Annotated in this window: 13 protein-coding genes; 8 read left to right on the top strand and 5 right to left on the bottom strand. The window is 74.1% G+C overall.

Going from position 1 to position 14,486, the window contains the following annotated elements:
* Positions 1–59 precede the first annotated feature (59 nt).
* Positions 60–416: a hypothetical protein gene (locus ACZ46W_RS20990; RefSeq protein ID WP_366128936.1), complete on the top strand. Its 357-nt coding sequence runs from the start codon at positions 60–62 to the stop codon at positions 414–416.
* Complete coding sequence (locus ACZ46W_RS20985) at positions 413–682, top strand: DUF4031 domain-containing protein (RefSeq protein ID WP_366128935.1); 270 nt, start codon at positions 413–415, stop codon at positions 680–682. Before ACZ46W_RS20990 ends, ACZ46W_RS20985 begins: the two co-directional genes overlap by 4 nt.
* Here ACZ46W_RS20985 and ACZ46W_RS20980 read toward each other — a convergent pair.
* Both ACZ46W_RS20980 and ACZ46W_RS20975 read right to left on the bottom strand, forming a co-directional pair.
* On the bottom strand, positions 636–1,859 hold the full coding sequence (locus ACZ46W_RS20980) for a Cmx/CmrA family chloramphenicol efflux MFS transporter (RefSeq protein ID WP_468339581.1): 1,224 nt from the start codon (positions 1,857–1,859) through the stop codon (positions 636–638). The two genes, ACZ46W_RS20985 and ACZ46W_RS20980, sit on opposite strands and share 47 nt — an antisense overlap.
* 112 nt (positions 1,860–1,971) lie before the next feature.
* Positions 1,972–2,625: an HD domain-containing protein gene (locus tag ACZ46W_RS20975; protein WP_468339579.1), complete on the bottom strand. Its 654-nt coding sequence runs from the start codon at positions 2,623–2,625 to the stop codon at positions 1,972–1,974.
* A 76-nt stretch (positions 2,626–2,701) separates the two neighbouring features.
* On the opposite strand from ACZ46W_RS20975, the gene ACZ46W_RS20970 reads away from it, so the two are divergent.
* The 4 genes from ACZ46W_RS20970 (at position 2,702) to ACZ46W_RS20955 (ending at position 6,626) form a co-directional block, all read left to right on the top strand.
* Positions 2,702–3,379: a maleylpyruvate isomerase family mycothiol-dependent enzyme gene (locus ACZ46W_RS20970; RefSeq protein WP_468339577.1), complete on the top strand. Its 678-nt coding sequence runs from the start codon at positions 2,702–2,704 to the stop codon at positions 3,377–3,379.
* A 132-nt stretch (positions 3,380–3,511) separates the two neighbouring features.
* The gene (locus tag ACZ46W_RS20965) at positions 3,512–4,720 is read left to right on the top strand and encodes an argininosuccinate synthase-related protein (RefSeq protein WP_366128930.1); all 1,209 of its coding nucleotides are present in this window, start codon (positions 3,512–3,514) and stop codon (positions 4,718–4,720) included.
* 117 nt (positions 4,721–4,837) lie between these two features.
* The gene (locus tag ACZ46W_RS20960) at positions 4,838–5,572 is read left to right on the top strand and encodes a 2OG-Fe dioxygenase family protein (protein WP_468339575.1); all 735 of its coding nucleotides are present in this window, start codon (positions 4,838–4,840) and stop codon (positions 5,570–5,572) included.
* A 49-nt stretch (positions 5,573–5,621) separates the two neighbouring features.
* Entirely contained in the window at positions 5,622–6,626 is a 1,005-nt protein-coding gene (locus tag ACZ46W_RS20955; protein ID WP_468339573.1) for a DMT family transporter, read from the top strand.
* Here ACZ46W_RS20955 and ACZ46W_RS20950 read toward each other — a convergent pair.
* Positions 6,561–7,586, bottom strand: a complete 1,026-nt coding sequence (locus ACZ46W_RS20950) for a LuxR C-terminal-related transcriptional regulator (protein WP_468339571.1) — start codon at positions 7,584–7,586, stop codon at positions 6,561–6,563. The genes ACZ46W_RS20955 and ACZ46W_RS20950 overlap by 66 nt on opposite strands.
* 493 nt (positions 7,587–8,079) lie before the next feature.
* Here ACZ46W_RS20950 and ACZ46W_RS20945 point away from each other — a divergent pair, with 493 nt between their 5' ends.
* The gene (locus ACZ46W_RS20945) at positions 8,080–8,943 is read left to right on the top strand and encodes a hypothetical protein (RefSeq protein ID WP_468339569.1); all 864 of its coding nucleotides are present in this window, start codon (positions 8,080–8,082) and stop codon (positions 8,941–8,943) included.
* Between the two features lie 1,414 nt (positions 8,944–10,357).
* Here ACZ46W_RS20945 and ACZ46W_RS20940 read toward each other — a convergent pair.
* Complete coding sequence (locus tag ACZ46W_RS20940) at positions 10,358–11,059, bottom strand: copper homeostasis protein CutC (protein ID WP_468339567.1); 702 nt, start codon at positions 11,057–11,059, stop codon at positions 10,358–10,360.
* A gap of 40 nt (positions 11,060–11,099) precedes the next feature.
* Positions 11,100–11,984: a hypothetical protein gene (locus tag ACZ46W_RS20935; RefSeq protein WP_468339866.1), complete on the bottom strand. Its 885-nt coding sequence runs from the start codon at positions 11,982–11,984 to the stop codon at positions 11,100–11,102.
* Positions 11,985–12,166: 182 nt separating this feature from the next.
* On the opposite strand from ACZ46W_RS20935, the gene ACZ46W_RS20930 reads away from it, so the two are divergent.
* Positions 12,167–14,419 carry a heavy metal translocating P-type ATPase gene (locus ACZ46W_RS20930; protein ID WP_468339565.1) on the top strand — a complete coding sequence of 751 codons (2,253 nt, stop codon included), beginning with the start codon at positions 12,167–12,169 and terminating at the stop codon, positions 14,417–14,419.
* The last annotated feature ends 67 nt before the right edge of the window (positions 14,420–14,486 follow it).

Raw genomic sequence — 14,486 nt, 5'->3', positions numbered from 1 at the left:
AGGTATTTTCAGCCCTGGGGGTCGTCAACCCCTCCCGGACCTGGGGTGACAATGGCTCCATGGACGCCGTAGACCCCCTGGAGCAGGCCCTGCACGCCGCGCGGGCCCTGGTCCTCGCCGACCTCATGGCGCGTGACGTCGCCGAGGCGGAGGTCGTCTCGCTCGTGGAGGACGCGGTGACGCACCGCCGCTGGTGGGTCGAGCAGTGGCCGGAAGGCATCGAGTACGTCGCCGGGCTGGTCGCCCAGGACGTCCAGGACGCGCTGCTGGAGCGGTACGGCCGCTGGCCGCTGTGCCCGGTGTGCGCCTCCGGCGACCCGCACGCGCTGGACGTGGAGCCGGAGTTGGGCCCCGACCCGCACTGGGTGTGCGGCAAGGCGGGCGTGGTGGTGGCACGGGTCGGCGGCCTTACGTGACGGTCTACATCGACCCGCCGAACTGGCCGGGCCACGGCCGCATGTGGTCCCACATGGTGAGCGACACGTCCTACGACGAACTCCACGCCTTCGCCGCCCTGATCGGCGCCCCGCCGCGCGCCTTCGACGGCGACCACTACGACGTGCCCTCCGAGCGCTACGCGGACGCGGTGGCGGCCGGTGCCGTGGAGGTGGGCTCCAAGGAACTCGTCCGCCGGCTCACGGAGTCGGGCCTGCGGCGCCCGAAGCGGCGGCCGGCTCCCTGACGGAGTCGCTCGACCCCGTCACCACCCGCGACGTGGAGCTGTGCAGGCGCAGGGCCACGGCGGCCGCCGCGAGGCCCAGGAGCGTCATCGCCGCGCCCGCCCATGCCGTGGCGGGGAAGCCGAGGCCCGCGTCGATGACCGTGCCGCCGAGCCAGGGGCCGCCGGTGTTGCCGAGGTTGAAGGCGGCGGTCGTCGTGGCGCCCGCGAGGGTGGGGGCCGCGCCCGCGACGTTGAACATGCGGGCGTTCAGCGCCGGGGCCGTGTAGAACGCCGAGACGCCGAGGAGGAAGGAGAGGACGATCGTGGCGACGGGGCTGGAGGCGAACACCGCGAGCGCCACCAGGAACACCGTCGACGCCGTGATGCCGCTGAGCAGCACCCCGAACAGGTGCGCGTCCGCGACCCGGCCGCCGATCGTCGTACCGATCAGCGCCCCGATGCCGAACAGGCCCAGCACGGTCGGCACCCAGCCCGCGTCGAGGCCCGCCACGTCGGTGAGCAGCGGCGCCAGGTACGAGAACGCGCAGAAGACGCCGCCCGCCGCGAGCGCGGTGACCGCGACGGCGAGCCAGACCTGCCGGTCGCGGTAGATCGTCAGCTCGCGGCGCAGCCGGGGCTTGTCGTCCGGGAGCGGGATGCGGGGGATCAGGGTCACCACGCCGACCAGCGCGACGGCGGAGGCGGCGCCGACCGCCCAGAACGCGGACCGCCAGCCCAGGTGCTCGCCGAGGAACGCACCGGCCGGGACACCGAGGACGTTCGCGATCGACAGCCCGCCGATCATCACGGCCATCGCCCGGGCGCGCGAGCCGACCGGCACCATCGCGATCGCGACGGCCGCCCCGACCGCCCAGAACCCGGCGCACGCGAGCGCGCTGACCACGCGGGAGGCGAAGAGGACGCCGTACGAGGGCGCCAGCGCGCCCACGAGCTGCCCGAGCCCGAACGTGCTGATCAGCGCGATGAGCGTGGTCTTGCGCGGCAGCCGCAGCGTGGCGACCGCGAGCAGCGGGGCGCCGATCACCATGCCGATCGCGAAGGCCGATATGAGGAGCCCGGCCTTCGGGATGGAGACGTTCATGTCGTCCGCGATCGGTGGCAGCAGACCGGACAGCATGAATTCGCTCGTGCCGAGCGCGAAGACGGACAGGCCGAGGATGTAGACGGCCAGGGGCATACGGGTGCGATCACGTTCGGCGGTAGAGGGCATGCCAGGGGTCAACGCGGCCGGGAGGGCTTACATTCCCGCTTGCCTTCTCCTCACGTTCCCGCTTGCCTTCCACCTTCCGCTACCTTCCCGATGACTCCAGCAGCTTCAGCTCCGTGGTCAGGTTCTGGCGGGCCCGCTCCTCCCACTCGCGCGCCCCGTGCGGGGTGCGGAACAGGCACGGCAGGCCCAGGAGCTGCCGCAGTACCGCCGCGCGGCCCTCCCGGAACGCGTCGTCCGGGACGAAGCCGTACTCCTCCCGTACCGCCGCCGCGTAGGCGGCGTACGCGTCGGGCGCGGCGGCCAGGACCGCCAGGTCCGCGTCGCACAGCACCTCGCCGTTGCGGTCGCCGTCCGCCGGGTCGTGGGTGATGGTCAGCCGGACCAGGCGGGCGACCTCCGCCGTACCGGCCGCGTCGACGCCCAGCTCGGGCAGGGCCCGCTCGGCGAGGCGGGCGCTGCGCTCCTCGTTGGTGGACCGCTCGGGGAGGTAGACGGCGTCGTGGAACCAGGCGGCGAGGCGGACGAGGTCGGGGTCGTCCGCGTGGTCCGCCAGCTCGTCGACGCGGTCGAGGACGGCCAGGAGGTGGTCGGTGGTGTGGTAGCGGCGCTGCGGCTCGGCCCAGCGGGCCAGGAGGTCGTCGGCGTACCGGTCGGCGTGCGGGGCGTCGTGCACGGCCGAGGCCCAGCGGCGGCGGAGGTCGTCGTGTGCGGGGTGGGACGGGAGGGGCGCCATGCGGTCATTGTGCCGGGTGCGGCGTTCCGGGTGCGGCCCGTTGCCAGGGCTGGGTGTGCACGGTTGGCTGGTGGACATGAGCGATCTACGTGACGTATCAGGTGTACGTGACCCCGAGCTGCCCGGGCTGCTGCTGCGTACCGAGCGCGACGCCCTGATCCCGCTGCTGCGCGGGGTGCCCGACGAGGCCTTCGCCGTCCGCACGTGCTGCCCCGGCTGGACGGTGCGGCACGTGCTGGCGCACTGCGCGGCGGCGCTGACGCGGGTGGTGGAGAAGCGTTTCGAGGAGGGCGTCTTCAGCCCCGAGTCCAACGAGCGGGACATCGCGGAACGCGCGGAGTGGTCCCACGCGGAGGTGGTCGACGAGCTGGAGCGCGGCATGACGGAGGCGGGCGCGGTGATCGCCGGGGCGCCGGACGGGCGGCAGGACGGCATCGCGCTGGGCGAGTGGGTGCACGCGGGCGACGTCCGGGAGGCCCTCGGCGAACCCGGCGCCTACGCGGGCCCCGGGCTCGCCCCGGCGCTGGGCCTGCTCGCCTCGGTCACCCGGGCACGCGGCACCGTGCCGCTCCACGCCGACCTCGACGACCGCGACGAGCCGCTCCGCCTGGGCGCCGCGTCCGGCGAACGGCCCCCGGCCCGCTACCTGGGCCCGGCGCCGACCCTGGTCCGCCTCTACGCCGCCCGCCCCCTCACGGGCACCCGCTACGAGCTCGCGGGCGCCACGGAGGCGGACCTGGTGCTGTTCGGCTGACGCGCGCGCGGCCCCCGGCCGGCCGCCGACCGGGTGCGGTCATGGCCGGGGGCGGACGTCCGGATCTCATTGTCCGGCAGTCGCCCGTCCGGAAGGCTCCCGTCTGTGACCAGTGCAGACGTTGGAGAGTCCATGCCGTCCTCCCCGCTCATACGTTCCTTCTCGCAGCTCGAAACGCTGGACCCGGATCGCCCCGTCGTCACCCTGTTCAGCGGTGGCCTGGACAGCTCGTACCTGCTGCTCCGGCTGCGCCGCATGGGTGTCCGTGACGTGCACGCCGTGAGCGTGGACATCGGCGAGGACGAGTCGAGCGGGTACAAGCGCCAGGTGGCCGAGGCCCTCGGGGCGACCATCCACATCCTCGACCGGCGCGAGGAGTTCGCCACCCGGTACGTCGCGCCCGCGATCGCCGCCCAGGCCGTCTACCTCGGCATCCACCCGGTGAGCTCCACCCTCAGCCGGCCGCTGATCGCCGACAGCGCGGTCGCGCTGGCCCGCGCCCTGGGCGCGCAGGCCGTCCTGCACACCGCCAACCGCTCGCAGAACACGCTGCGCCGCCTCAACGGCGCGCTGCGCCTCCTCCGCTACGAGGGCGCGTTCGGCAGCCCGTACGACCTCGATCCGGTGAGCCGCGACGACAAGCTCACTGAACTGCGCGCCGCGGGCATCGACCTGCTCGCCGGGCGGATCGTGAGCGGTGACTCCAACCTGTGGTGCCGCGAATTCGAGTCCGGCATCCTCGACGACCCCGAGCTGCACGAGGTCCCCGAGGAGATGTACGCCTGGAGCCGGCACACCGCCGCTCCCGGTGACACCGACACCGTGACGGTCACCGTGGAACACGGTCTGCCCGTCGCCGTCGACGGCGTACCGCTCCCCCTGACCACTCTGATCGACCAGCTCAACCAGCGGGTCGGCGCCTTCGGGCTCGGCCGCTACTCGGGTCTGGAGCACCTCGACCACGGCGAGAAGGTGCTGGAGATCCGTGAGATGCCGGCCGCCTGGCTGCTGCTGAACACCTACCGGCACGTCGAGAGCGCCTGCCTGGACGCCGAACTCGTCCGGGAGAAGCGGCACCTGGAGCAGTTGTGGGTGCGGGAGGCACTGGAGGGCCGGTGGTTCGGTGAACTGCGGCTCGCCCTCCAGGTGTTCATGGACGCCTGCGCGGCCCGCACCACCGGCTCGGTGACCTGGCGGCTGCGTACGGGTGGTGCCGACACCCGCGCGATCAGCACCCCTTCGCCGCTGTACCTGCGCGACCGCGAGGCGTGGGAGGAGCGGGCGATCGCCGCGGAGTCGGCGCCCTTCGCCCGTACCGCCCCGCTGCTCACCGCCGTCTGATCGCACCGCCTGATCGCACCGCCTGATCGCACCGCCTGATCGCGCCGGCTGACCGCACCGTCCGATCATCCCTCCGATCACCTCACCCACACCCCTTCCTCCACGGAGCACCTCGCCATGACCACGGCCACCGCCACCACCCACCCCGTCGCCCTCGACGCCGTCCGGGCGCTCGCCGGACCCGGCGGCCACCTGATGCCCTCCGCCGCGCTCTCCGCCCTGGCCGGGGTGGACGCCGACGACTGGGCCCGCTTCGCCGCGCACTGGGACGAGCTGACCCTCGACACGTACATGGCCGACGGCGGCACCTACCGCTACCGCCGCTACGGCCAGTTCGACCTCGACGCCGTCACCGGCGAGCTCACCCCGCTGCCGCACGCGCCCTACCGCCAGGAGTCGGAGATCAACCCGCTCAACGGCGGCATCGAGCGCGTCTTCGACCCGCTGACCGAGTCCTTCATCGGCGACCCGCTGCTGCGCTCCGTGCTCGTCGAGCTCGGCCGGATCTTCACGGCCGTCGACGGGACCCCCACCTGGAACGTGAAGCTGCACCCGTACCGCATCAACGCCTCCGCCGACCAGCAGGGGCAGCCCGCGCCCGAGGGGCGGCACCGCGACGGCGTCACCTTCATCACCTCACTGATGATCGGCCGCACCAATGTCACCGGCGGCGAGAGCGGTGTGTACACGGACGCGGGTGAGCACCTGCTGACCACTACGCTGTCCGAGCCCGGTGACCTGCTTCTGGGCGACGACCGCCGCACCCTGCACTCGGTGACCCCGGTGCAGCCGGCGAACCCCGCTCTCGCCGCGCACCGTGACGTCCTGGTGATCGCCTACACGGCGCGCTGAGCCGCGACGCCCGAGAACCCCCGTAGCCCTTCCGTCCGAGGAGCCCGCCATGTCCGTGACCGTCACCGCGGCCCGCCGCGCCTGGCTGACCGATCTGCCCGTCCTGCTGGTCGCGGTGGTCTGGGGTTCCAGCTACCTGGCCGCGAAGGGCGTCACCACGGGCCAGACCGTGCTGGCCGTCCTGGTGCTGCGGTTCGCCGTCGTGCTGCCCGTGCTGGTGGTCACCGGGTGGCGCAGGCTGCGCGCGCTGAGCGGTGCGCAGATACGCGGGGCGGGGGTCCTCGGGCTGATCCTGGCCGCCATCTTCCTGCTGGAGACGTACGGCGTCGTGCACACCTCGGCGACCAACGCCGGGCTCATCATCAGCCTCACGATGATCTTCACGCCGATCGCGGAGAGCCGGCTGCGCGGTACGCGCCTGCCGGGCTCGTTCGTCGCGGCGGCGGGCCTGTCGGTCGTCGGTGTGCTGCTGCTGACGCAGGGAGCGGGGTTCAGCGAGCCGTCCCTGGGCGACCTGCTGATGCTGGGCGCCGCCGTCGCCCGTACGGTGCACGTCCTGGCGATGTCGCGGATGCGGTCGGTGCGGGGCGCGGACGCCATGTCACTGACGACCGTGCAACTGGGCGGCTCGGTGCTGGTGTTCGCCCTGCTGTGCGCGGCCCCGGGGACGGGCGCCACCCCGTGGGCCGCGGCGGCGGACTTCGGGGCCGCCGAGTGGGCCTGGCTGCTCCACCTGTCCGTGTTCTGCACGCTGTTCGCGTTCTTCGTGCAGATGTGGGCGGTCCGCCGCACCTCGCCCTCCCGGGTCAGCCTGCTGCTCGGTACGGAACCGGTCTGGGCGGCCGTGGCCGGCATCGCGCTGGCCGGTGACCGTCCGGGCTGGCTCGGCCTGCTGGGCGTGGTGCTGATCCTGGCCGGCACGGCGTGGGGCCGTACGGCGGCCGACCCGGACACCGCCCGGCAGGCGCCCGCCGATGAGCCCGGGCCGTCAGCCGTCGAGCCAGCCGAGCCGGACGGCACACACCCCGGCCTGGAAGCGGCTGGCCGCCCCTAGCCGTTCGGTCAGCTCGGAGACGAGGCGACGGACCGTACGCTCGGACACCCCGAGCTTGCGGGCCATCGCCTCGTCCGTCAGCCCGCCCGCGAGCATGCGCAGCAGCTCCCGGTGTCTGCCCGTCGGCTGCCACTCGCCGTCGGCGCCGGGCGCCCCGGGGGCCGCCGCGGTGTCCTTCCCGGTGTCGTTCAGGACGGTCGACCCGGCCCAGCAGTGCTCGAAGATGCCGCGGAGCACCCCGACCAGGGTCTCGCCGCGCAGCACGACCGCGGCGATGCCTCCGCCCCCCGCCTCCTGGGACGGGGGCGCGGGCACGATGGCCAGGGAGTCGTCCACGATGATCAGCCGCAGCGGCAGGGTGTGCGCGGTGCGCACCTGGGCCCCTGCCGCGTTCAGCCGACGGAGATACGCCGTCATGTGCGGCACGGCCGCCGTGGAGGCCAGGTGCACGGTGCGGATGCGTACGCCGCGGCCGAGCGCCAGGCGGTCCCGTTCGAGGCCCGCCTCCACCATCCCGGCGGGCAGCGCACGGCCGGGGTGGAGCGACAGCACCTCGCTCTCGGCCCGCTGTGAGGCGTCCTCAAGCGCGGCCGACACGTTGTCGCCGCCGGTCACCACCTCCATCTGCACGGAGGACAGTTCCCTGGCGTGTACGGGCTGGAAGTCGGCGACGACCTGGGCGAGAGCGGACCGGGTCTGCTGCACGGCGGCCAGCAGGGCTCCCGTGTGCTGCTCCTCCTCCAGGAGCAGATTGCGCAACGCCGTGTCCGGCGCGAGCGCGGTCCAGCCGCTATGGGTGTCCGCGGAGGGGACGAACAGGCCGAGCCGGCCGAGCAGATGGAGGGCGTCTGCGAACTCCGTACCGTTCCAGCCGCGGTCCCGGGTGAGGATCTCCGGGCGCCAGCCCGCGTCATCCAGCGCTGTCCGGTACAGGTCCTGAGCCCTGGCCCGTGCGTCCACGCAGAACTCCCCCACCGCCATTGGGAACCGCCCCCCTGCGGCCCCCGCGACTGGGATCTTAGGAACAGGCCGCGCCCCCGGCCAGGGTGGTTCCGGCATACGGACGCCGCCCGACGCGTCCGCCCCCGGCCATGACCGGTCCCGGACTTCCGTGAGCCGTAGCCGGAGGGGAGCCACGGCGAACATGCTGATCCCACACCGACCGACGCTTTCCAGGGGGTCTCCCATGTCCGCTTCCGCCGCTTCCACTGTTTCCGCCGCTTCGGCTGTTTCGGCTGTTTCGGCTGTTTCCGCCGCTTCCGCCGCTTCCGCCGCTTCCGCTGCTTCCGCCGTCTCCGCCGCTTCGCGGGGCGGGGCCGTCCGTGGAGCCCGACGGCGGCTCGTCCGCGTGGTGACGGTGGTGCTCGCGGCGACGTTCGCCGTCGGGGGCGTCGCCGTGGCCGGCTCCGAGCCCGCTCCGGCGGCACCCCGCTCCTTCATCTGGGGCTGAGCGGTGGGGGAACAGCCCGTCGTCGCCGTCGTCGCGCCGCTGACCGGTCCGCGAGCCGCCTGGGGAGCAGTGCTGCTCGCTCAGGTGGAACAGGCCAGGGCCGAGGGCTCGGGCGCCTGCGCGTGGCACGTGCACGACGAGACGTCGGGGGCGGCGGCGGTCATCGCCGCGGGCGGTTACGCCGCGGTGGTCGGCCACAGCGACGCCGAACTGGCGCGTGCCGCCGTGCCCGCCTACCGGGCGGCCGGGGTGCCCTGCCTGTTGCCGTTCGTCCGGGCCGGTGACTGGCCGCTGAGCTGGGCCCCGGACGACACCGCGCTCGCCCGCACGGTGGTGGAGGGCGCGGTCGCCCTGGGAGCCGGCGCGCTCTCGGTCGTCTACGACAGGGGAGACGCCTGGGCCGGTCTGGCACGCCGCGTCAGGAGGGAAGCCGCCGCCGCGGGGCTGGCGGACGGCCCGTCCGGCGCAATTGCCGTGCTCGCCGCCCAGGAACGCTTCGCGCACTTCCTGCAAGCGGCGGGCCCGGGCCCGGTGCTGACCCCGGCGGAATGCGGCGTGCCCGCCTTCGCCTCCCTCGCCGCCGCGGCCCGGGGCCGCACGGTGTGGGCGGTCCACCCCCAGACGTGCGCGATCCGGCGCGCCCGCACGGCCGTGACGGCCCTCGCGGAAGCACTCTCCGAGGCCCCCGCTCTGCGCGGCCCCGCCCTCTCCGCCGCCATCCGCGCACGCTCCGGTGCCCTGCTGACCGCCACCTCCGGTGTCCTCGGCGACGGCTGGCGCATCTCCCGCCTGCCCGCGGTGTGCCACGTCAGGCCCGCGTCACGGGTCGCGCCGTGCGCTCCATTCGCGCGCCACGCCCCGTACTAGGGCCTCTCGTCACACGAGCCGCTGTTCGGCTGACGCCGACTCATGAGACAGGCACGGCCTGGCGGGATCACGGGTCGTCGGCAGCCCATGATCCGAGCGGAAGACCGTGCCTGTGAGCCGATGCCGGGTTCGGCACCGGTTGCGGAGAACGGCGGTTCTGGATCAGTCGGTTGAGCAGATGGTTGCGCAGAAACCGAGTTCGGCGAGCTGCTCGCTGACGAGCTGGCGCAGGTACTCCCGGCTGGGCGGCTCACCGGGATCGCCCTTGGGGCCGCGGGGTCCTCGCGGTCCGGCGGGTCCGGAGGGTCCCGGGTCGCCCTGCGGGCCCTGGGGTCCCGGGGGCCCTTGAGCCCCGGCGGGTCCCTTCCGGCCGTCGGCGCCGGCCGGCCCGTTGGCGCCGGGTTTTCCGTCCCTGCCGTCCCTGCCGGGCGGGCCTTCGGGTCCCTCCGGGCCCTGGGCGCCCTCCGGGCCCGGCGCGCCACGGGGGCCCTGAGGGCCGGGCGGGCCCTCCACCCCCCGCGGCCCTTCGGGTCCTTCCGGGCCTTGCGGGCCAGTGGGCCCCGGCAGGCCGCGAGGCCCTTCGGGACCTGCCGGGCCCTCCACCCCACGCGGTCCGGGAGGGCCGCACGGGCCCTCCGGTCCGGGCGGTCCGGACGGGCCCAGGGACCCGGGGGTTCCGGCGGGCCCGGTGGGACCCGCGGGACCGGTGCGCCCGGTGCAACCGGGCGGGCCCTGGGGCCCGGGCGGTCCCGGGGGGCCGGGCGGACCGGAGGGAGGTTCCGGAGCGGGGTCACACGGAGGCTTGGGAGCCGGGTCGCAGGGAGGCTTGGGAGCGGGGTCGCATGGCGGCTTGGGTTCGGGGTGGCACGGCGGGTTGGAGCTGTGGCCGCACGTGTCGTCAGGCGAGCAGTGCGCCTGTGCGGTGGCGGCTATGTTCTGGGCCCTGGGTGGTGTGGTCATGGCGCCTCCCGGCGTCTTTCAGCACACAAGGTGCGTTCGGCGGTGCCCGTCCCGCTCTGCCCACGGCAAACTGCACACCGGGCGAGGGAATGTCCCCGGTGCGCGGCGTACAGGACGGCTGCGACAGGAGCAGCGTCGACGCGTCGTCTTGTGGACGCCTCGTCCGGTGTCACGGTGTCTGGACAACCGTTCGCCGCTTCCCGTACTCGGCGTGAATGTCCCCGTTACTCCACGTGACGTAACGCCTGCCTTGGCCGCGTGGCGCAATCTCGCCATCGGAGCCGCCACTTCGCCGGGAGAGCCGCCCTGAGCGCGGACTCGCGCGGTGCCTCGGCGCCGTGTGGCCGGGCCGGGTGCGCGCCCCGGCCCGGTGCCCTTACGCCCGGCCGCCGTTACGCCCGGTGTCCTTACGCCCGGCCGCCGTTACGCCCGGTGCCCTTACGTCCGGCCGCCGTTACGCCCGGGCGTCGATCGCCGTGCGCCAGGTGCGGACCGCCGTGGGGGAGACCGGGGCGGTCCACCCGGCGGGACGGGCGGCGCCGCCGATGTGGAAGGCGGTGACGCCGCCCGCGAGGAGCGCCGGGACGTGGTCGAGGTGGAGGCCGCCGCCGACCAGGAGCTGGGGCTCGTAGCCCGGCTCGCCGCGCTGGGCGGCGGCGGCCTCGGCCAGCAGGGTCGGCAGGCCCTCCTCGACGCCGGCCGCCGAGCCCGCCGTGAGGTACGTGTCCAGGCCCGGGAGGTCGGCGAGCTGCTTGCGCGCCGCGTCCCGGTCGGCCGCCCGGTCGAGCGCGCGGTGGAACGTCCAGCGGCAGCCCTCCAGCTCGGCGACCAGCCGCTCGACGGCGACCAGGTCGACATGGCCCTCGGCGTCGAGGAAACCGAGGACGAACTCGTCGGCGCCCTCCTCGCGCAGCTCCCGCGCCACCCGTACGAGGGCCTCGATGTCGCCCGCGGCGAACCCGTCGGCCAGGCGCAGCATCACGCGCAGCGGGATGTCCACGGCGGCGCGGATCCGGGCGTAGGTCTCGCGGGACGGGGTGAGCCCGTCCGCGGCCATGTCCGTGATCAGTTCGAGGCGGTCCGCTCCTCCGGCCTGTGCGGCGATCGCGTCCTCGGCGTCGAGGGCGATCACCTCCAGGACTGCACGGTTGCTCACTGACGGCTCCATTCGCTACAGGTCTAGTCCAATGGCCAGCCTAATGCGCGTGCACCGTGAAGGCAGCCGTACGGACCTTCCCCTCGTGCCGGAAGTCCAGGAACAGCCGGTACGCACCCGCGCTCGGCGCCGTCGCCGTGAACGACACCTCCGGCCCGGCGGGCCCCTCGTGCGGGTGGACGTGCAGGTAGGCGAGGTCACCGGCGCGCAGCGCGACGAGGTGGCCGTACGCGCCCAGGTAGGGCTCCAGGTCGGTGACCGGCTTGCCGTTCCGGCTGATACGCAGCGTCAGCTCGCTCGCCCGCCCCGGCGCCGGTGCCCCGGCCAGCTCGACGCGGTAGCCGTCGACCTCCGCGACCCGGCTCGCCGCGGGCAGGGCGGCCGGGCGGTACGCCCCCGACACCGCGAGGTCGGCCCCGAGGGTCAGGGCTTTGCCGCCCACGGGCGTGAAGTCGGCGAACGCGCGGTAGTCGCCGGCCTTCGGCAGCTCGACCGGCGTGGACCAGGTGCCGTCGGCCCCGCGTACGGGGTGCAGGTGGCGGTAGACGGTCAGGTCGCGCGAGGCGAGGACGAGGTGCAGCTCCTTGCCGTGCTCGCGCTCGTACGCCGTGACGGCCCGCCCGTGCGCGTCCTCGATCGTGAACCGCAGCTCGCCCCGCTCGCCCGCCACGAGGGCCGACGGTCGCAGGGCGAGGGTGTGGCCGCCCTCGGAGACCTGGAGCCCGCCCGGTGCGGTGGCGGCGGGCGTGTCGTGGCCGCCGTGGCCGGGAGCGGGGGCGGCGGGCGTCTCGTGGCCCCCGTGCCCGGCGGCCGGGCGCTCCTCGGCCGCGACGACAGGGCCGACGCCCTTGCCGACCCCGTACGCCGTGCCGAAGGTCGCGGCGAGCGCGGCGGCGAAGGCGGTGATCTTCACTCCGGTGGTCACTCCGGCGTTCATGGCGTCTCCCTGGTGAGGCGTGGTCACTGGATACGCCGGTAAAGATACCCCGGGGGGGTATAAAGTCAAGCCCGGTGATCGCTTGCTTCTACTTACCCCCGGGGGGTATACATGGACTCCATCGAGACGACATACCCTGGATGGGTATCGATCCGCGAGGAGCAGCACTCATGAGCACCACGACGACGACACCCGGCCCCACCGCCGAGGTCGAGCTCGCCATCGGCGGCATGACCTGCGCCTCGTGCGCGGCCCGCATCGAGAAGAAGCTCAACCGCATGGACGGCGTCACCGCGACCGTCAACTACGCCACCGAGAAGGCGAAGGTGACGTACGCCGAGGGGATCGAGGTGGCCGACCTCATCGCCACCGTCGAGGCCACCGGCTACACCGCCGAGGAGCCGGAACCCCCCGCACCCGAGGCCCCCGGGGAACACCAGCCGGCCGACGAGCTGCGGCCGCTGCGGCAGCGCCTGATCACGGCCGTCGCCCTCTCCCTGCCCGTCGTCGCCATGGCCATGGTCCCGGCCCTCCAGATCGAGTACTGGCAGTGGCTGTCCCTCACTCTGGCCGCACCCGTCGTCACCTACGCGGCCTGGCCCTTCCACCGCGCCGCCTGGACCAATGCGCGGCACGGCGCCGCCACGATGGACACGCTCATCTCGGTCGGTACGTCGGCGGCGTTCCTGTGGTCGCTCTGGGCGCTGTTCTTCGGCACGGCCGGCATGCCCGGCATGACCCACCCCTTCGAGCTGACCATCGCCCGCAGCGACGGCGCCGGGAACATCTACCTGGAGGCCGCCGCCGGGGTCACCGCGTTCATCCTGGCCGGCCGCTACTTCGAGGCCCGCTCCAAGCGCAAGGCGGGCGCGGCGCTGAGGGCCCTGCTGGAACTGGGCGCGAAGGACGTCACCGTCCTGCGTGACGGCCGCGAAACCCTGATCCCCGTCGATGACTTGCGCGTCGGTGACCGCTTCCTGGTCCGGCCGGGCGAGAAGATCGCCACCGACGGCACGGTCGTCGAGGGCACCTCCGCCGTGGACGCCTCCATGCTCACGGGCGAGTCCGTGCCGGTCGAGGTCGGGGTCGGTGACACCGTCACGGGCGCCACCCTCAACGCGGGCGGCCGCCTGGTCGTCGAGGCCACCCGGATCGGCGCCGACACCCAGCTCGCCCGGATGGCCAAGCTCGTGGAGGACGCGCAGAACGGCAAGGCCGCCGCCCAGCGTCTGGCGGACCGCATCTCCGCCGTCTTCGTCCCGGTCGTGATCGGTCTGGCGCTCGCCACGCTCGGCTTCTGGCTGGGCAACGGGGCCGGTCTGACGGCCGCGTTCACCGCCGCCGTCGCCGTACTGATCATCGCCTGCCCGTGCGCCCTGGGCCTCGCCACCCCGACCGCCCTCATGGTCGGCACCGGGCGTGGCGCGCAGCTCGGCATCCTCATCAAGGGCCCGGAGGTCCTGGAGACGACCCGCAAGGTCGACACCATCGTCCTCGACAAGACCGGCACCGTCACCACCGGCCGCATGACCCTGCTCGCCGTCCACACCGCCGAGGCGGCCGACGAGGCCGAGGTGCTGCGCCTGGCGGGCGCCCTGGAGCACGCCTCCGAGCACCCCATCGCCCGGGCGGTCGCCACCGGTGCGGCCGAACGCGTCGGCGCCCTGCCCGCCCCCGAGGACTTCGCCAACATCCCCGGCCTGGGCGTCCAGGGCATCGTCGACGGCCACGCCGTCCTCGTCGGCCGCGAGCAACTGCTCGCCGACTGGGCCATCGAGCTGCCGGCCGAGCTGGAGCGGGCCAAGCACGAGGCGGAGGCGGCCGGGCGTACGGCCATCACCGTCGCCTGGGACGGCGAGGCCCGCGCGGTCCTGGAGGTCGCGGACGCGGTCAAGGACACCAGCCCTGAGGCGATCCGGCGGCTGCGCGCCCTCGGTCTCACCCCGATCCTGCTCACCGGCGACAACCGGGCCGTCGCGGAGGCCGTCGCCGCCGAGGTCGGCATCGACCAGGTGTTCGCGGAGGTGATGCCGGAGGACAAGGTCGACGTGGTCAAGCGCCTCCAGGCCGAGGGCCGGTCGGTCGCCATGGTCGGCGACGGCGTCAACGACGCGGCCGCGCTCGCCCAGGCCGACCTGGGCCTGGCCATGGGCACCGGCACGGACGCCGCCATCGAGGCGGGCGACCTCACCCTCGTGCGCGGCGACCTGCGAGCGGCGGCGGACGCCATCCGCCTCTCGCGCCGCACGCTGGCCACCATCAAGGGCAACCTCTTCTGGGCCTTCGCCTACAACGTCGCCGCCCTGCCCCTCGCCGCCGCCGGCCTCCTCAACCCGATGATCGCCGGAGCGGCCATGGCCTTCTCGTCGGTCTTCGTGGTCGGCAACAGCCTCCGGCTGCGCGGCTTCAAGCCGGTGGCGTAGGCGGGCGGGGACCGGCCCGCTGGGCGTCTGGCGAGTTCTTGTCAGGTGCGATGCCGGCGGATTCCCC

The organism is Streptomyces sp. NPDC031064, assembly GCF_055570965.1.
Note: the sequence above shows the minus strand (reverse complement) of the source record. Positions and strands in the feature narration are given on the sequence as shown.